The sequence below is a fragment of the Cloacibacterium rupense genome (assembly GCF_014645495.1).
GTDB classification, from domain to species: Bacteria; Bacteroidota; Bacteroidia; order Flavobacteriales; family Weeksellaceae; genus Cloacibacterium; species Cloacibacterium rupense.
Genome location: NZ_BMLV01000001.1, coordinates 612,028 through 630,433 on the forward strand (window position 1 = coordinate 612,028; position 18,406 = coordinate 630,433).

Here is an 18,406-nt window from a genome sequence, read left to right on the forward strand (position 1 = left end):
AAGAAGTGTATTTGATAAAGTAAACACCTTATCTTAAAATTTTCAACAAAAGTAAAAGAGTGACATTTATCATACAGTAACATAGGTTACACACATCAAAAAATAAAAAAGCGATAGATAAAATTAATCTATCGCACACAAATAATAAAATATGAAAACTATGAGCAAGTGAATAATTATTTCCCACAAGTTTTGTCTAAAGACAAAGAATGAGAAACAATGTCGGGAGCATTACCAATGATTTTGAGATGGTTTTGAATCCATTTTACAATACCCCCTTCTATAAACTTGAGGTTTCTGAAGCCTCTTTGTTCTAAAAATTTAAGCGCCATTTCGCTTCTTAATCCATTATTACACACCAAGATGACTTCTCGGTTATCTGGAAATTCTTGGATTTTATTATCAATTTCAGAGAGTGGAATATTTTCTATGTTCTCCACATCAATTCTATACTCTTTAAATTCAAAATTTTCTCTGACATCTACTACCAGAATTTCCTTTTCATTTATTGTATTGATTTTGTTGGGACATATTTTTTTCATTCTCTACGCTTGATTTTGGGACAAAACTAGAGTAATCTTCTTAGATGTAATGCTACTATTGTTACAAAATAAGAAATTCTTGATTGATAGTATTCATCATAATTATTTATAAAAAAAATACCTTAAATAAAAAATATTTAAGGTATTTGTAAAAAAGCGGATTTACGCTTTAGAATTTACTTTATTAGAATTTAAACCACGGATATGGTTCGTTCAAATAATTTAGAGCTCTAGGCAATCCGTCTCCTGGTACAACTTTTAATTCTGGTAGTGTAGAAGGATTAGAAGGATAAGTTTTGCCATCAAATTTTACAATTCTGTATTTACCTCCACTCATAATGAATAAGTCTTTGTAACCATTGGTTTTGGTATTATCAATCACCACAGGGTAATCAGATACTGTAAAGTTGGCTAATTTGGTTCCATCTTCGTTTAGGATGTATTGGGTACAGCCACCAGTTCCACAGAAATAAGGACCATTAAGACCTACAAAAATTTCTTTTTTACCATCATCATTGATATCAAACTCGAATTGAATAAATTTTTTATCATTATCTTGAAGTGCTTTAGAATCAACATCTTTTTTGAATTCTGTTTGTAAGAATTTTCTTACTTTTTCAGCGGTTTGTGTGTTGGTAGCTGCAGCGGTATAATTGGCAGCAGCTATAGTATCTGTAGTATCAGGGTCTGCTAAAGAATCTGAAGAGACTACCGCGGAATCAGTTTTTACTGCGTCTGAAGCTGGAGAAGCTTCTTTTTTACAAGCAACTAAGACTAATCCTAAAGTTGCTAGTGAGAAAATGATTTTTTTCATTGTTTATATTTTAATTGTTTTATAGATTATTTTAACCATTTATTTTTTAGAGATTCTTTTGCTGGGTTGCTTATTACAAATCCTGGACCATCTACATAATTAAGTTTAACATTACCTTTAAGATCAACTTCTTTGCCATTTCTCATCACTTTAGCAGCAAAAGGTTTCCCTTCTTGTAATTTATAAATAGGCATAAAAACACTATTAAGATTACCACCGTCAATTTTTTTACCTTCAAATTCAATGATTTGGTCACCATCTTGGAAACCAATTGCTTTGATGAATTCATTTTTACCATCTAGCGCATTAATAAAGACATTTCTATTTGCATCAATTCTAACGTAACGAGTGTTATCTACCAAAAGAGCTAGATTAACTGGAACTTTTACCGTTGCATTTTCAACTCCAACTTTAGAAAGGTATTGGTTATAATCTACTGGCACACCTTTTACTACGTGGCTCTGTAAAAACTCACCAACTTCTGGGTAGGTTATTTTAGTAAATTCTGGGATTAAATCTGCATCATCAAAAGGTCTATTAGGTCCGTAAATTTTAGAAAGTTCTCCCATTACATCCCTTACCCCTTTTTCGCCATTGCTTTTTTCTCTGATGATAATATCTAAGCACATTGCCATGAGTGCTCCTTTTTCATAGACATTAGGGTATTGTTTTTTTACGGTTGGGTCTAGTACGTTTTTACTCATTTCTGTAAAAGATAGGTCGTCTTGGTACATTGTTTTAGAATTGTGAACTTTATCAGCCATCAATGCAAAGAATTTCTTTTCGTCTATCAATCCTTGTTTTACTTGGAAAAGGTTAGCAAAATATTCAGTAAAGCCCTCGTACATCCAAAGATGTTGAGACATTTTCGGTTGATTAAAATCAAAATAATGAATTTCTTTAGAATGTACATTTAGCGGTGTAAGCGTATGGAAAAACTCGTGAGAGATCACATGAATCAATTCATCAACCTTCATTTCATCAGCAAAAGTAGCCGTAGTAGAATTATTGTGCTCTAAAGCTCCTAATCCTCTGGCATCATCTTTTTGCATAGAAGTGATATAAGCCAAGATTGCATATTTTTTGGTATGATTGATATCTCCTAAAAATTTTTTCTGAGCTGTCATCATTTTTTGCAACTCTGGCAATAATTTTTTAGCATTTAATTCTTTGTTTCTAGGAGAGTAGACATGTAAATCTACCTCCATGCCATCTACCGTAAAAGTGCCTATATCTGGTTTGGCATACATGATAGGATTATCTACCACATCTGCATATCTAGGAATTTTGAAAAAATCTTTGTTAGCACTAGCATCTTGATCTGTAAGAGCAGTAGTTCCTACTAAATTAGCAGAGTGGTCTATGGTAAGGTTATATTGAAAATCTTTTTGATTATCAAAATATCCTACAAAACCACACAGATTAAGAAGGAAGTTTTCTCCAGCCAAGATATTAGTACCTGCAGGAGAGAAAATGGTTTTAGAATTTTCATCAAAAGCACCACCTTCTTCAGAATCGAAAGTATCATTCACTAGGTATTCTACTTTGTCTAATTGATTGGCGTTTTCAATTTTCCAAGAGTTAACATCTGTTTTAGAAACAGAAAGTGCATTTCCTGATTTGTCATAGGCTTTAAAGTCCTCTATATATCTACCATAATCTGCAATGGCATATGTACCAGGAATGATTCTAGGCACCTGATAGATAATCGTAGTAGAAGTAATTTTGGCAGGTTTAGCCACTACTTTTACTTTATCATTGTTTACATTGACAAGATCCAAAGTTACATTTACTTCGTCTTTTGTAGCATTAGCAGTTGCATTTTGTGAGGTACAACTCCATAAAAGAGCAGACGCCGCAACTAGTGTAAGAAAACTGTGTTTCATTTTGATTTGTTTTAAAAATTAATAGTTTATTTATTTTGTTTATTTTCTCTATTGCTTAAACTCTGTTCATCAATGATATGAACATCTCTCTGAGGGAAAGGGATTTCAATATTATTTTCTTTAAATTTTTGATCAATTTCTATAATCAAGTCAGAGTGTACATCATTACCTACCCCGAAATGAGGCACCCAATATTTAATAGAAAAATCAATAGAACTGTCGCCAAAATTCATGACCCAAACCATAGGTTCTGGCACAGATAAAATTCCTTCATGAGAAACTAGAATATCATGCAGAATTTCTTTTGCTTTTTTAAGGTCTGTACCGTAAGCAACTCCTAGTTTAATTTCGAATCTTCTTTTGGCACTTCCAAGAGTCCAATTGGTTAAATTTTGATTAAGCAATTCACCATTAGGAATGATAACATCTGCCCCATCAAAAGTAGTGATTACACTACTTCTGATGCCCATAGATTTCATTTTACCTAATTGCCCTCCCACTTCTATAATATCACCTACGTTAATTGGTTTTTCGAAAGCAATGATAAGACCACTGACCAAATTATTGGTAATGGTTTGTAAACCGAGACCAATACCTACGCCTAATGCACTTAATATAATGGTAATTTTATCAATAGGGAAGCCAGAAATAACAAAAGCAAAAAGTACACCTATAGACATAATGGCAATTCTGATAAGGAGCATCCAACTTCCAATTTGGTTTTTGGTACTTGCATCTGTACCTCTACTACCTGTAGATAAGAATGAAACAATTTTAGAAATAAATGAGGATACAAAAATCACTACAAAAAACAAGATGATATTGCTATAAGAAAATGAAAAACTTCCTATTTTTTGCTCTTCACCCAGACTTTGGCTAAATGGACCAATGAAACTTTGGTACCAATATGAATTTCTAAATATGAGTACAAATAAGGCAATGAATAATAAGAATAATCTTAACCCTGAAATTTCATGACTTTCATATTGCTCTAGATTAATTGTTTTTTCTTCATCATCTTCAGGTTCTTTCAAGAAGTCTGAAAATTTCAAAATATCTAAAATCCTATATAAAGTGACAATTAAAAGATGAGAAAGGAAAATGATAAAAATACCCGTAGTAATAAATACTTTCCCAAGATTATAATTGCTTAAAAAAACCAATAAGATAAAACCTAAAAACTCTATTACTGCAACTCCTTTTAAAATAAAGGTTAATGGATAAGGAAACTCCTCGGGATGTTTAAAAGAATAATAAAGAGATGCTACCAAAGTAATTAAGGCAGTTAAAGCTAGTAAAACTACTTCTCCTATAGATGGCTGTAGAATGTTGTTTAGAAATAAACCCATTAATGTAATTCCTCCGAACACTCTCCAAATAGTTTTTTCAGTTTTGCTGTTTATATTTTTAGAAAATCTAGCTAGGCAAAAAAGAAGTATGGCCCAAAGAATAGATAAAAAAGCAAAAGGTGGACTAGGAAAAAAGAATTGTAAAACAGTAACAGAAATGATAATTGCTGTATAAATTGGTTTTTTAAAAATCTGTATTGGATACTTAAAGTTATCATAAAAGCCTGCTGAGATATATTTTCTTTTAAGAATTTTAAGGTATGAAGCAATAGAAAATGCTACAAAAAACATTAGAAAAATTAGTCCGAAATGATTTTTAACATAAAAAATAAGCAAAGCAAATTCTTTTACCGTAGAAAGGATAAAAGTTTCTCCAAATTTATTAGAATTGATATGACTATCAAACAAAGATTTATCAGATTTAAGAGGTTCTTCCTGAACCTTATTTCTCAGTTTATCTGTAGTAATTATGTTGTCTTGTAATAAAAACTTAAATTTATCTGCATTTATTTCTAGAGCATTGATGCTGTCTAATGCTTTTTTGAAACGGTCATTAAGTCCTTCGACATCCTTTGTTACCTGGTCAAATCTTTGTAAGTATAATTTTTTAGCTTGTTCATCCTTAGGCGTCACATAGAGTACATCACTAATAATTAATGAATCTAATTTGGTCTGGCTGGAAGAAAGTTGGTCACTATTTTTTTTAATCTTCTTCATTTGAACTTCTGTTCTTAGCAAGATCTCATCTAGCCAAATAGAAGTAAGAGTAAGATTTCTTACCGATTGAATTTTATCTTTATTAACAGAAACATCATTAAAAGCTATTTTTTGCAAATCAGAAACTGCTTTGAGCTCAGAGGTGAAATTCTTATAATCAATCCCTCTTTTTAAGATAAGATTAGCGTTTTGAATTTCTTCATTGATTTCGCTTAAAATTTTTCTTTGCTTTTTACTGTTTTGATTATCAATAAAAAACTCTTGGCTTTTGGTAATTTTCTTTTCTTCTTTTTTAAAATCTTTATTAAGGAAAGCTTTTAAGGTATCTGTTACAGCGATGGTATCTTGAGAGAAAAAAAGACTATGAGATAGAGCAAAACTCAATATTAATATTTTGAAAAATATTTTTTTACTTTTCATTTTTATCATTTTATATTTATAAATCATCTTTAGGCTTGAACGAAGCACATTAAAAAAATAAAAAAACTAGTATTCTACTACTTTGTCTAATACAAGTGCACGCATGGCCTCACCATCTTTTAGTTTGTATTGTATTTGGCGTGTTTTACCTGTTTTTTTTCCTTGAGCATCAAAAATAGGAAAACGCTGAACGAAAGAGTTTTCCACCATAGCAAATTCATCATAGCCTTTGTACCCCTCTTTAGATTTAGCATCCATTTCAGGGAAAGAAACCTCGCTCATAGATTTACCAGCATTAGATGAATACGCGGCTAAAGAACCTTTTTTATCATCACCATCAGAAAAATAAACAAAAACTTCTGGTGCATTATCTCCATTTATATCATCTACTTCTACATTAGTAATAGTACCTGTAAAATTTTTGGTAAGAGGCATATTGTCATTGGTAAGACCTGATGGTGTAAGGGTAAGTACTCCGTCTTTGGCTGCAATGGTAAAAGAATAATTATTAAATTTCAGTTCTTTGCTAAATTCAGAAGTAGAAACGGGTGGAGTTTTCTCAATCACAGAAGAATCTTTTTTAAGTTCTGTTACTTTTTCTGGCTGCTTATTGCAAGAAACCTGAATTACCAATAAAGCAATTACTGGTAATAAAAACATTTTTTTCATAGCGTTTTGTTTTAAGTTTTGTTTCAACCATTAAAATTAAACAAAAAAACAATACATAATTATGAAAAATATTCATTTATTATTAAAATTTAAAAAAATACCATTAGCATTATACTAATGTTAAAAAAAAGTTTATGGTTAATTAAGAAAAAACAAATCAATTGAAAAATAGAACCTTATAAACACTAGAAATCGTTGAATCATCATAGCATTTTATAATACATCAATAACCAAAAAAACAGACTAAAAAATTTAATTTTTTAATAACATAAAATGAAAACATTAAAAAAAATCAAAAAAAAACAACATTGAATTCATAAAAAGATTAAATTTGTTAAACAAAACAAATATATTAAGATGAAAAAATTATTATTCATGGGAGCATTTGCACTTTTTGGAGTGGCAAACGCCCAAATCCAAAAAGGAAATGTAATGGTAGGTGGAAACTTACTAGGAGCAGACTTCGGTCTTAATAGTGGAGCTGGTTACAGTTTTGCTATACAACCTAAAGCAGCATGGTTTATCAAAGACAATGTAGCAGTAGGTGGATATGTAAATTTAGGTTTCAGTGGAGCTAAAGACGCTCCTACCACTTTTATTTATAATGTAGGTGCTTTAGGACGCTACTACCTAAGTCCAGGAGAACAAGGTGTAGACACTTTCCTTAAACACGGAAGATGGTTTTTAGAAGCTAACGCAGGTATTGGAGGAACTTCAATCTCAAAAGGAGGAGCTTCTTCTAATGGTTTAAATTTCGGATTCGGGCCTGGTTATGCTTATTTCCTTACTCCTCATGTAGGATTAGAAGGATTGTTAAAATATGACGCCAATGCTGGTTTCGGAAACGTAGGATATACTCACAGACTTACTTTTGGTCTAGGTTTCCAAGTTTATCTACCATCATCAAAAGCTAAAGATGTCATCAAAAGAGAACAATAAAAGATGTAAATATGAGAAATCCGCTCTAGGGCGGATTTTTTTATATACCAACTTAAGTTGATAGGAGTTTGACACTAAAAGGATTAACATTTTAAAAAATTATGCTTATCATAAAAAATAAAATTGTATTTTTAACAACAAGAATAAAAAATGAATGTTATGAATATCAACGAAAAAACCATTATCAGTCTTTTAAAAGAAGGATATAACCAGAAACAAATATCAGATTATTTCAAAGAACAAAGCCATCTTCGCATAGGTTCTCAATCATCTATAGAAAAGGCAATTAAGGAAATTAAGAAAAAACATCAAGTAAAAACCTTATTTCAATTGGGAATGGTGATAGAAAGAAACGGAATATAAAATTCTGATTTTTTCTAATTTTTTGGAGAAAGAATTATCAATTTTGATGGGATTAATTATAATTTTATGAATTACTATAATTGGATAATAAACTTAGTACAACATAATTAAATAATTACTAATAAACTCATTAGAAAAAAATTAAGATGTCTTTTTACGGGCAAAGGTATTTGTAAAAAAAATGTTTTTTAAAAAATTTGGCTATAAAATATAGTCAATAAATTATTATATTGTTTTGCTATAAAAATTTATTTTTCCTTACATTTGATAAAAATCTAAAAACCAATGGAAACCTGCTTAGAATGTGGAGAAAAAATTATAGGTAGAAGTGATAAAAAATTCTGCAACGATGCTTGTAGAAATGCTTACAACAATAAACAAAACAAAGATTCTAGCAATCTAATGCGCAATATAAATCATAAATTGCGCAAAAACTTCAGAATTCTCTCTGAACAAAACTTTGTAGATAATAAAGCCAAAACAACCAAGAATAAGCTTTCTCTAGCTGGTTTTGATTTTCGATACATTACACATCTCAAAACGTATAAAAATGGAGCACAATATTACTTTGTTTATGATTATGGATATAAATTTTTAGATGATGATATGGTTTTGGTTGTGAAAAACTAAAGTTTTTCTTAGTTTTGAACATCGAAATCTGACCATGAAAAAACTTTATTTATTATTATTTTTATTCGTAAATACTTTTATTTATTCTCAAAATAATTTCACTGCTCAATCTGACTATTATTTTTATGAAAACAAAGGCCAAATCATAGACCAAGACGGAAAACTAAACCCAAAAGTAAAATATTTATTCAATTCTGGTGGGTTGAACGTACAGATTAAAAAAGAAGGATTTTCTTATGATGTTTACGAAGTTGAAAAAACAAAAAAAAAGAAAAAATCAAAGGTTAATGATATTCTGAGCAGTATAGATAGAAAGCCAAAAGAAGAATTTGATTATAAATTTAAATTTCATAGGGTTGACATAGACTTTCTAAATGCCAATAAAAATCCCGAAATTATAGCCGAAGGAAAATCTACCGACTACGAAAACTACTATAACATTCCCAATAAACCAGAAGGAGTAACCCAAGTTCACCGTTACCAAAAAATCACATATAAAAACATCTACCCAAATGTAGATTTGGTTTTCTTTAAACCAAAAGACACCACAAAATCTGTAGAATATAATTTCATTGTAAATCCAGGTGGAAGAATCTCAGATATCAAACTCAAATTTAAAGGAGCAAAAACCAAACTCAAAGATGGTAAACTCTCTATGAATTTAAGATTCGGAGAGATGCAAGAAAATATTCCGCATTCTTGGATGGAAGAACCTTCTAAAAAAACAGATTTATCTGTTCAATTCAGAGAAATTGAAAATGGCGTTTTCGGGTTTGCTGCTCCACAAGATTCTTTTGATAAAACAGTAGTTATAGATCCTGTTCCTACGAGAATTTGGGGAACGTATTATGGTGGAAATGGAAATGAATTTGGACTAATAGAAACAGATAAAAATGGAAATGTTTATGTTGTAGGTACTACAAGTAGCTATTTCAACATCGCAACAGCTGGTACTCCACAAACATTTTATAGAGGTGGTTATAGTGATGCTTTTATTGCAAAATTAGATAAAGATGGAAAAAGAGAATGGGGTACTTATTATGGATTTGCTTTACAAGATGAAGGTAATGGAGCAGATTTTGATAATGATTCCAATGTATACTTTATTGGTACTATATCTGGTAAAATCTCAACACAATTTAATAGAAATATATTTTTATTGAAATTAAATTCAAATGGATATTTAGTTTATGAAAAACTTTTTGGCGGACCAGGTGTTGATTATCCTTACGACATTTCATATGCTGAAAATTACATTTATATTTCAGGTATGACCAGAAGTAAAAACTCTCTAGGCACTTTAGGAACATTTCAAGAATATAATAAATCTAATGAAACTGATGGATTCCTCAGTAAATTTGATCTTGATGGAAATATGATTTGGAGTTCATATTATGGAGGAGAAGACGCATCAACAGGTTTTTTAAAAATTATTAATATTTCAAATAATAAAATACATTTATTAGGAACTACAAGTTCTAATAAAATATTTATTAAAGATTCATTTCAACCTACTTTAGCTTCTTCTATTCAGTATGAAAGAGATGGTTTATATGTGGTTTTTTCTGATGATGGTAAAAGTGTTATTAAAAGTAGCTATATTGGTTTTGATGGTAATGACTACCTAATTAATGGTAGAATCATAAACAATACTTTATACATTACGGGCAAATTCATGAGAAAAGGTATTGATCCTTATAAAGCTGGAATTGTTAAAGTTGACATACCATCTAATAATATTATTGAAAAAAAATTTTGGGACATTGAAATACATGACTGTAGCTATGTAGATGAGAATGGAAATACTTTTTTTTCAGGAAATACAATATGGCATCCTTATGATATTGCAACATCAAATGCATATATTAATATTTTTAAACCCTATTCTGATTTTTACATAAAAATTAAACCAGACAACCAAATTGATTGGATTACCTATTACAGAGGAGAAAATTATGGAGTTCAACTTGGATTTATTACTAAAGATATAAATAATTTCATTTACATCACTGGTTTAAATCATCAAAACACAAAAGGAATTGCAACTCCTGGAACATTTCAGCAAACAGGTTATGGTAATGATTTATACATCGCAAAATTTGCAGATTGTGAATCTAATGTAAAAGTAAGTTACACCCCAATTTGTAACGGAAAAAATTTAGAATTAAAAGCTGAAGGTGGTGATACTTATGAATGGTTTGGACCTAATAACTTTCATTCATTTGAACAAAATCCGATAATTAAAAATGCTCAAATTTCAGATTCTGGAGAATATTTTGTAAGAGCAACTGGCCCTAATACTTGTGGTGGAATTTTCACATTAAATGTAGTAATTGGTAGTCCCTCTCCACCCAAACCCGATATTACAGATTTACCAGAAATAAAAGGTGATTGTAATACAAAATTAATAGCTCCTACTGCAACTGACGGTTGCGGAAATGTTATAACTGCAACTACAAATGATCAAACATCTAATTTTGCGTCCGGAACTTACAACATTACTTGGAAATATGATGATGGTAACGGAAACACTTTCACCCAAACTCAAAAAGTGATTATTAGTTCTCAAGCTTTACCAGTTGCATCATCACCGCAAACATTTTGTGAGATTGATGTTCCAAAAATTTCAGATATTCAAATTTCTGGTCAAAACATAAAATGGTATGATAACTCTGGAAATGTTTTAAATATTACAACTCCATTGACTGATGGAAATACTTATTATGCAACTCAGACCATTAATGGTTGCGAAAGTGATAAGATTTCTATTCAAGTGAAAGTAAATTCTACCCCACTTCCAACTGCAAATCCTAATCAAGATTTTTGTACTTCCAGAAACGCAAAAGTGAAAGATTTGGTGATTTCAGGCACTTCAATTCAATTTTACGATAATAATGGTAATTTATTAAATAACAATACATTACTTCAAGACAATACTTCATATTTCGCAACTCAAACTCTCAACAATTGCGAAAGTCAAAAACTAGAAATTAAAGTTACTCTTACAGCCAATTCACTTCCTGCCAATGAATACAATTTGGCATTTTGTAATGATACCACTTCTAACTCAAAATTAGAAGATTTAACGCAATATCAAGAAAATTTAATTAGCAATTCTAGCACTTATATTTTCGAATATTTTGATCAAAACAATCAAAAAATTTCAGATTTTAAAAATAGAAATCTCACTATTGGGCAAAATATTTTCAATGTAAAAATCTCAACTACAGACGGATGTTGGAAAACCGTAAAACTCATTCTTCAGCTCAATCCAAAACCTTTGGTTAATTTGCCTGCCGAAGCAGAATATTGCAGAGGTCTTTTTGTAGAATTAGACGCAGGCGGTGGATACAGTTCGTACTCTTGGAATAATGGCGAAAAAACTCAGAAAATATCTGTAAATAAAGAAGGAACTTACACCGTAAAAGTTACCAATGCCAGTAACTGTGAAAACACCAGCTCTACCCTAGTAAAACAATCCATATTAGCTAATATTTTAAAGGTTGAAATTTTTAATAACAATGCCAAAGTGCTTCTAAGTTCTACTGGTGATTTTGAATATTCTTTGAATAACATCAATTGGCAAAATTCTAATGAATTCAAAAACTTAGGAAACGGAAACCATACCGTTTTTGTAAGAACTAAACTCGGTTGTATCATCGGGCAAATGAATTTCACAATTTTCAATATTTCTAATAGTTTTACACCAAATGGTGACGGAATCAATGACACTTGGAAAATTGATGGAATGGAGAACTACCCTAATTCTGAAGTTACTGTACTAGATAGACAAAGCACCATTGTTCTGCGCACAATTACGAATGGAACTTTTGAATGGAATGGTCATTTCAATGGTAGAGTACTTCCTTCGGGAACTTATTGGTACATCATCAAAGTTTCAGATGGAAGAATGTTTCAAGGTTCATTATTGATAAAAAATAGAAATTAAACTAAAAAAGAGCAGTAATTACTGCTCTTTTTTTATTCTTCGTTGATGAGTTTAATTTTGTCTTCTAAAATCTCGATAATATTTTCTTTATACAAACCACCAATTGCTTTTTTGAAATTCTTTTTGCTCATTTGTAGCTCCTCTTTAATTTCCTCTGGTGAAGAATCATCAGTAAGATAAAGCAACCCGTAGTTTTCTTCCAGTTTATCTAGAATTTTTTGTTTGAACTCATCTATATTTTGTACAAAACCTTGTTTCTGAAGCGTAACATCAATTTTACCATCTTCTCTAATGGTTTTGATGTAGCCAATTTCTTCGGACAAAGGATAGAGTTTTTTGAAAACATCTGATGTATAGACCAATCCTAGATATTTTTTATTGATAACCACATTCCAACCTAATTCTGATTGTCCAGCGATAATTAAATCTACTTTTTCACCCGCTTTGAAAGGTACATTTTCGTAATTTTGGTTTCTTTTGAACTTGGTAGTTCCTGTAATTCTTCCAGACGCTTCGTCTATGTAAACATAAACCAAATAACGTTTTCCTTCGATAATTTTACCTTTTTGTTGTTTATAAGGAACAAATAAATCTTTTATAATTCCCCAATCCATAAAAGCACCACTTGGCAAAGATTGCACACAATTCATCACGGCAAACTCTCCTACTTCTGCATTGGGGATCTCTGTAGTGGCTTTCAACCTATCATCATCTTGATAAACGAAAACTTCCACATCATTGTCTATTTCTGCGTTTTCATCTAAAAATATTTTGGGTAAAAAAGCGCGTTCACCATTTTCTGATTCCAAAAAAGCTCCAGAATTATTAATTTCTGCTATTTTTAACGTTTGAGTTTTTCCTAATTTCATTGTATTATTTTTAAAACTTTGTCAAAGATTTCAAACTTTAACAAAGTATTGCAAAGGTAAGTTATTATTTTTGAAAGCTTCAATCTGAAATCAATTCATAGTTTTTAAAATAATCTTCAAATCTTCTTCAGTAGTATCTGGATTTATGAAACAAAATCTTGCAACTGTTTCTAATTCATTATCTTTTTGCCATTTGGTTGGTGTCACAAGAGCAATATTTTCTTTATGATTTCTGTAAGTCCAATTGTAATAATCTTCTGGTTTCCAGCCTTTTCTTCTAAAGAGTACACAGCTTAAACCCGGTTCTCTTACCATTTCTAAATTCGGGTTTTCATCTATTAATTCTTTAGCTTTTTGTGCTAAATCTAAGCCAATTTCTACAGCTTTTCTATAAGTTTCTGTTCCGTGCATGGCTAAGGAAAACCAAAGCGATAAACCTCGTAATTTTCTGGTTAGTTGTACTTGATAATCTGATGGATTAAAGCCTTTAGCTCCTTCATCTTGAAAAATATCCAAATAAGAACCGTGTTGAGAAAGAGCTTCCTTTGCAAAATCTGGATTTTTGTACAAAACTGCTCCACAATCGTAAGTGGTGAACAACCATTTGTGAGGATCTATCGTAATGCTATCTGCTTTTTCTATACCGTTAAAAAGGTGTCTTACTTTTGGTGAGGCCAAAGCGCCACCACCATATGCTGCATCTACATGAAACCAAAGTCCCATTTCTTGACAAAGATTGGCAATTCCGTCTAAATCATCTATAATACCTGCGTTAGTAGTTCCTGCCGTTGCAATAACAGCAAAAAGTCTATTTCTGTCTTCCAAAGACATTTTCAGAATTTCATCTCTTACATCTTTTGCATTCAGTTTTTCTTCTTTATTAATGAGATAAACGTCTGTATCTGTAATTTTTGCCATCATAATTACCGAAGAATGCGCACCGCCAGAAGTTATAATTAAGCCTTTTTTGTTTTTATTTTCAGGATTTTTACTTCTCCAAAATTCTCTAGCCGTCACAATCGCCGAAAGATTAGCGCCAGAACCACCTGGTGTAAAAACACCAAAAGCACCTTCTGGAAGACCTGTAAGAGATACAATCCATTCCATAGCTTGGTTCTCTGCAAAAATACCACCAGCACCAAGCATCCAATACGAACCGTGAATATTGGAAGAAGAAGTCACCAAGTCAAACAAAATAGATGCTCTGGAAGGCGCAGAAGGGACAAAAGATAAGTTTCTGGGATGATTGATAGGAACATTGGCTTTAGACAAAATATCTGTCCAAATTTTGAAAGCTTTTTCCCCTGAAATTCCTTCTGGGGTAATGGTCTCCCCTACCAATTCTTTGAGTTCTGAAGCTTTTTTGGGACTTCCTAATTCTGGACTATTATCCGTAACTCTATTGATGGAATACTTCATAATATCCAAAGTCATTTCAATAAAATCAATGTCTATATTGTGCATTTTATTACTTTTTGTCTTGTCTATAAAGATAAGAATAAAAAAAGAGAAGCAAAAGTACTTCTCTCTATTTTTGGTTTTTTAAATCTTTTTTAAATTCATTTGAAAGTTTGATAAAATCAAAAGATTCAGATTTTTCCTCTTCTAACTTCTTTATCAGTTTATTGTTATGGAAGTAATACCTATTTTTATAAAGTAATTTTGGTTTTTCTAAAAAACCATTTTCGCTAACTGACTGATATTTAGAATTTAAAACAAAAATTAATTGATTGTCTTTATAATAATATTCAGTTACAATATTCCAAGCAGAAAGTCCCTCAAAATGGGTAATTTTCCTTAATTGATAATTCCTGTAATATCCTTTTAATTCTTGTCCGTTATCTCTTGCTTCTTTTTTTATATCAACAAAATAATCATTTGGAATGGTTTTAATTTTGAAATTTTTGGTGTTGTTAATTTTTTCAACTTCTTTTTTAATCAAATCTATATTTTGAGAAAAACCGAAAGTGAAACTTAGTAAAAGTAGGAATAAAAGATATTTTTTCATGATTATTTACTTGCATCAAAAGGTAAAGTTCTTGAATTTTTATTTTGCGGAATTAATTCACTTTTATCTTTATTGAAAAAGTAAATACTATCTAATTTTACATCATAATTTTCAATTAAATCTTTTCTTTTTAAGAATATGTAATTTCCTTTATTCTCATATTTACCTTTTTTAACACATTTTCCATGATTGCCTCTATATTTTAATTCAAAATGATTGTCTTCTAATAAAGTAAGACTTACTCTGTAATTTTCTTGACTTTCTCCTATCCAAATTACATCATAACTATGATGATAAAGATAACGTATTAAAAAAAATAATAAAATAGCACCTATTGTACATAAAAAATACAATTTAGTAACTCTATTTCTATCTGATTTATTTTTTTCATTTTTATGTTCATTATAAATTGAAAGCAAAACAACATTAATTATAAACAAAATAACTAAAAAAGGGATAATGAAAATAAGTCCAACACTAGAACAATAATCACCAAAATCAAAAAGTAAATAACAAATTAACCCAGCAATTATAATTAAAGAAAGATGTTTTAGAAATTTTCGCATTATAATATTTTATATCAAATTTACAAAAAAAGAGAAGCCGAAACTTCTCTTTAATTTTAAAATATTTTAATTTTTTAATGAATTACATATGTATCGCACGTTTACCTGTTGCATCTAAACACGCTTCTTTTATCGCTTCTGTAAATGTAGGATGTGCATGAGAACTGCGTGCAATATCTTCTGCACTAGCTCTAAATTCCATCGCAATTACCGCTTCTGCAATCATATCTGCTGCTCTCGCTCCTATCATATGAACACCTAAAATCTCGTCGGTTTTTTCGTCTGCCAAAACTTTTATTAAGCCATCAATATCGCCAGAAGCACGGCTTCTTCCTAAAGCTCTCATCGGGAAAGAACCTACTTTGTAAGCTGCTCCTTCTTCTTTTAATTGCTCTTCAGTTTTGCCAACTCCTGCAACTTCTGGCCAAGTATAAACTACACCTGGAATAAGATTATAATTAATATGAGGTTTTTGTCCTGCCAAAGTTTCTGCCACGAAAACGCCTTCTTCTTCCGCTTTGTGAGCCAACATTGCACCTTTTACCACGTCACCAATCGCATAAATATTCGCAACATTGGTTTGTAAATGGTCGTTTACTTTTACTCTTCCTCTTTCATCTAAATCTACACCAGCATTTTCAAGGCCAAGTCCTTCTGTATATGGTTTTCTGCCTACAGAAACCAAAACGTAGTCTCCTTCTACTGAAACTTCTTCACCTTTTTTATCTTTAGCAGTTACTTTTACAGAATCTCCATTTCTTTCCACAGATTGTACACCTGTAGAAAGCATGAATTTCATGCCTTGTTTTTTCAAAACTTTTTGTAGTTCTTTAGACAAAGCACCATCCATAGTTGGGATAATTTTGTCCATAAATTCCACTACTGTCACTTGTGAACCTAATCTCAAATAAACAGAACCTAATTCAAGACCAATTACACCACCACCAATTACGACTAAATGCTTCGGAATTTCTTTTAAATTTAAAGCTTCTGTAGAAGTAATAATTCTTTCTTTATCTAAAGTAATGAAAGGCAAATTACTTGGTTTAGAACCAGTTGCAATAATGGTATATTTAGATTCGATGCTTTCTGAAGAACCATCTTTTTTAGAAATTATAATTTTAGTAGCAGATTCGAAGCTTCCTAAACCTTCAAAAACCGTTACTTTATTCTTATCCATTAGGAAATTGATTCCTTTAGTAGTCATTTCTACCACTTCATTTTTACGGGCAACCATTCTTGCCAAATCTGCCTTTGGCTCGTTGATGATAATTCCGTGGCTTTCAAAATTATGAGCCGCATTATGAAAATGCTCTGAACTGTCTAATAAAGCTTTTGAAGGAATACAACCTACATTAAGACAAGTTCCGCCTAAAGTAGAATATTTCTCAATAAGTGCAGTTTTGAAGCCCAATTGTGCGCATCTAATAGCAGCAACATAACCACCAGGCCCAGAACCGATTACAGTAACATCGAATTGTGACATTTTATGTTTATTTTTCGTTATAAATTATTTTCGGCTAAAATACGGTTTTAAAAACAAAGACACAAAGTGTTTTCACAAGGAATTATGAATTGTGTTCATCGAATTTTTCTTACAAATTTTTGTTTAGATTTTTTCAAAAACTTCAAAATATTTTTCTAAAATAATTTCTTTAGAAAATCTAGAGTTTATAGAGTTTTTAATCATTTCAGAATCGTGTTTTCGTTCTAAAATTTCTAGAATTTTCTTTGCAAATTCTACGTGATTTTCAATATCTGAAATCTCTCCATTAATTTTTGGTTGAATAATTTCATTAATTCCACCTTTGCAATTGTTGGCTAATGAATAAGTTCCGCAAGCTCCTGCTTCTAACAAAACATTCGGGAAACCTTCGTATCTGGAACTTAAAACAAATAAATCTGCAAACTTCAGAAATGGATAAGGATTTTTTTGTACTCCATGGAAAATTAAGTTTTCCAATCCTAAATCTTTCTTCATTTGATGAAGCAATTCTTTATCTCTTCCGTCACCTAAAATATGCAATATGATATTTTTATCTTTCAGATTACCAAAAACTTTTAACAAATTATCAAAACCTTTTCTTGAAGATAAATTACCCACGGCTACTACATTTTTGTAATCACTTTTGTAGCTTTCTGGTTTTACAGAATTTTCTAATTTTTCTTCAATAAAACTGAAATCTACGGGATTGTTGATTTTGATAAGTTTCTCTTTTTTAATTTTAAAATTTTCAACCAAATCATTTTTCATATCATCACTCTGACAAATGATTTTGTGATAATTGTTGTAAAATTTATAAAAAAATCTTATTTCTCTTCTGGTAACATGCTTAGAGACCACATTGGTTTCTCTGGCTATAAATTTAGTCTTTGGGAAAAGTTTAATAAAGAGCGATAAATAGGCATTTACTTCTCCAAAACCACTAAAAACAATGTCTGGTTTTCTCTTTCTAATTTGCAGTAAAATAGGTTTTAAAGAATGCCTAATCCTAGGTGTTTTGATATCGACAATTTCAACATCTTTTTGCAAAAAATCTAGATACAAACCTTCTTTCCTAAGCAGTAAAATGCTGGGAGAGAATTTTTCTCTTGGCAAATGATTGGCAATGGTAGTTACAATACGCTCTGCACCGCCTGCATTAAGGTCTGGAAGAATGAAAAGGATTGATTTTTTTTTCAATT

General features: G+C 30.7%; 15 protein-coding genes. 4 read left to right on the forward strand and 11 right to left on the reverse strand.

From position 1 onward, the window contains the following. Positions 1–176: 176 nt before the first annotated feature. The 5 genes from IEW40_RS02670 to IEW40_RS02690 form a co-directional block, all read right to left on the reverse strand. Positions 177–542 carry a rhodanese-like domain-containing protein gene (locus IEW40_RS02670; protein ID WP_188616535.1) on the reverse strand — a complete coding sequence of 122 codons (366 nt, stop codon included), beginning with the start codon at positions 540–542 and terminating at the stop codon, positions 177–179. 184 nt (positions 543–726) lie between these two features. After that, positions 727–1,356 carry a COG3650 family protein gene (locus IEW40_RS02675; protein WP_188616536.1) on the reverse strand — a complete coding sequence of 210 codons (630 nt, stop codon included), beginning with the start codon at positions 1,354–1,356 and terminating at the stop codon, positions 727–729. A gap of 26 nt (positions 1,357–1,382) precedes the next feature. Next, entirely contained in the window at positions 1,383–3,242 is a 1,860-nt protein-coding gene (locus tag IEW40_RS02680) for a M61 family metallopeptidase (protein WP_188616537.1), read from the reverse strand. Positions 3,243–3,268: 26 nt separating this feature from the next. Then, a complete protein-coding gene (locus tag IEW40_RS02685; protein ID WP_188616538.1) occupies positions 3,269–5,728 on the reverse strand; it encodes a mechanosensitive ion channel family protein in 2,460 nt (819 codons plus the stop codon). 66 nt (positions 5,729–5,794) lie between these two features. Next, a complete protein-coding gene (locus IEW40_RS02690) occupies positions 5,795–6,397 on the reverse strand; it encodes a hypothetical protein (RefSeq protein WP_188616539.1) in 603 nt (200 codons plus the stop codon). A gap of 357 nt (positions 6,398–6,754) precedes the next feature. Between IEW40_RS02690 and IEW40_RS02695 the strand changes: the two genes are divergently transcribed. From IEW40_RS02695 to IEW40_RS02710, 4 genes are all read left to right on the forward strand, one after another. Beyond that, on the forward strand, positions 6,755–7,336 hold the full coding sequence (locus IEW40_RS02695) for a hypothetical protein (protein WP_188616540.1): 582 nt from the start codon (positions 6,755–6,757) through the stop codon (positions 7,334–7,336). 159 nt (positions 7,337–7,495) lie between these two features. Then, entirely contained in the window at positions 7,496–7,699 is a 204-nt protein-coding gene (locus IEW40_RS02700; protein ID WP_188616541.1) for a hypothetical protein, read from the forward strand. A 285-nt stretch (positions 7,700–7,984) separates the two neighbouring features. Continuing rightward, positions 7,985–8,329 carry a hypothetical protein gene (locus IEW40_RS02705; protein ID WP_188616542.1) on the forward strand — a complete coding sequence of 115 codons (345 nt, stop codon included), beginning with the start codon at positions 7,985–7,987 and terminating at the stop codon, positions 8,327–8,329. Between the two features lie 34 nt (positions 8,330–8,363). Beyond that, positions 8,364–12,278, forward strand: a complete 3,915-nt coding sequence (locus IEW40_RS02710; RefSeq protein ID WP_188616543.1) for a T9SS type B sorting domain-containing protein — start codon at positions 8,364–8,366, stop codon at positions 12,276–12,278. A 32-nt stretch (positions 12,279–12,310) separates the two neighbouring features. Here IEW40_RS02710 and IEW40_RS02715 read toward each other — a convergent pair whose 3' ends face one another. The 6 genes from IEW40_RS02715 to IEW40_RS02740 all read right to left on the reverse strand — a co-directional run bounded on the left by IEW40_RS02715 (position 12,311) and on the right by IEW40_RS02740 (position 18,404). Further along, positions 12,311–13,147 (reverse strand): CvfB family protein, encoded by an 837-nt coding sequence (locus tag IEW40_RS02715; RefSeq protein WP_188616544.1) that lies wholly within the window; start codon positions 13,145–13,147, stop codon positions 12,311–12,313. Positions 13,148–13,237: 90 nt separating this feature from the next. After that, on the reverse strand, positions 13,238–14,611 hold the full coding sequence (locus IEW40_RS02720; RefSeq protein WP_188616545.1) for a pyridoxal phosphate-dependent decarboxylase family protein: 1,374 nt from the start codon (positions 14,609–14,611) through the stop codon (positions 13,238–13,240). A 64-nt stretch (positions 14,612–14,675) separates the two neighbouring features. Continuing rightward, entirely contained in the window at positions 14,676–15,155 is a 480-nt protein-coding gene (locus IEW40_RS02725) for a hypothetical protein (RefSeq protein WP_188616546.1), read from the reverse strand. A 2-nt stretch (positions 15,156–15,157) separates the two neighbouring features. Continuing rightward, positions 15,158–15,721 carry a hypothetical protein gene (locus IEW40_RS02730; protein ID WP_188616547.1) on the reverse strand — a complete coding sequence of 188 codons (564 nt, stop codon included), beginning with the start codon at positions 15,719–15,721 and terminating at the stop codon, positions 15,158–15,160. A gap of 82 nt (positions 15,722–15,803) precedes the next feature. After that, positions 15,804–17,207, reverse strand: coding sequence for a dihydrolipoyl dehydrogenase (lpdA, locus tag IEW40_RS02735; protein WP_188616548.1), 1,404 nt, complete (start codon positions 17,205–17,207; stop codon positions 15,804–15,806). Positions 17,208–17,330: 123 nt separating this feature from the next. Next, positions 17,331–18,404: a glycosyltransferase gene (locus tag IEW40_RS02740; protein WP_188616549.1), complete on the reverse strand. Its 1,074-nt coding sequence runs from the start codon at positions 18,402–18,404 to the stop codon at positions 17,331–17,333. Positions 18,405–18,406 lie beyond the last annotated feature (2 nt).

Bases quoted from the DNA above. Each gene is read 5' to 3' on its own strand.
- IEW40_RS02670 (WP_188616535.1), bottom strand. From the start codon at position 542: ATGAAAAAAATATGTCCCAACAAAATCAATACAATAAATGAAAAGGAA.
- IEW40_RS02675 (WP_188616536.1), bottom strand. From the start codon at position 1,356: ATGAAAAAAATCATTTTCTCACTAGCAACTTTAGGATTAGTCTTAGTT.
- IEW40_RS02680 (WP_188616537.1), bottom strand. From the start codon at position 3,242: ATGAAACACAGTTTTCTTACACTAGTTGCGGCGTCTGCTCTTTTATGG.
- IEW40_RS02685 (WP_188616538.1), bottom strand. From the start codon at position 5,728: ATGAAAAGTAAAAAAATATTTTTCAAAATATTAATATTGAGTTTTGCT.
- IEW40_RS02690 (WP_188616539.1), bottom strand. From the start codon at position 6,397: ATGAAAAAAATGTTTTTATTACCAGTAATTGCTTTATTGGTAATTCAG.
- IEW40_RS02695 (WP_188616540.1), top strand. From the start codon at position 6,755: ATGAAAAAATTATTATTCATGGGAGCATTTGCACTTTTTGGAGTGGCA.
- IEW40_RS02700 (WP_188616541.1), top strand. From the start codon at position 7,496: ATGAATATCAACGAAAAAACCATTATCAGTCTTTTAAAAGAAGGATAT.
- IEW40_RS02705 (WP_188616542.1), top strand. From the start codon at position 7,985: ATGGAAACCTGCTTAGAATGTGGAGAAAAAATTATAGGTAGAAGTGAT.
- IEW40_RS02710 (WP_188616543.1), top strand. From the start codon at position 8,364: ATGAAAAAACTTTATTTATTATTATTTTTATTCGTAAATACTTTTATT.
- IEW40_RS02715 (WP_188616544.1), bottom strand. From the start codon at position 13,147: ATGAAATTAGGAAAAACTCAAACGTTAAAAATAGCAGAAATTAATAAT.
- IEW40_RS02720 (WP_188616545.1), bottom strand. From the start codon at position 14,611: ATGCACAATATAGACATTGATTTTATTGAAATGACTTTGGATATTATG.
- IEW40_RS02725 (WP_188616546.1), bottom strand. From the start codon at position 15,155: ATGAAAAAATATCTTTTATTCCTACTTTTACTAAGTTTCACTTTCGGT.
- IEW40_RS02730 (WP_188616547.1), bottom strand. From the start codon at position 15,721: ATGCGAAAATTTCTAAAACATCTTTCTTTAATTATAATTGCTGGGTTA.
- lpdA (WP_188616548.1), bottom strand. From the start codon at position 17,207: ATGTCACAATTCGATGTTACTGTAATCGGTTCTGGGCCTGGTGGTTAT.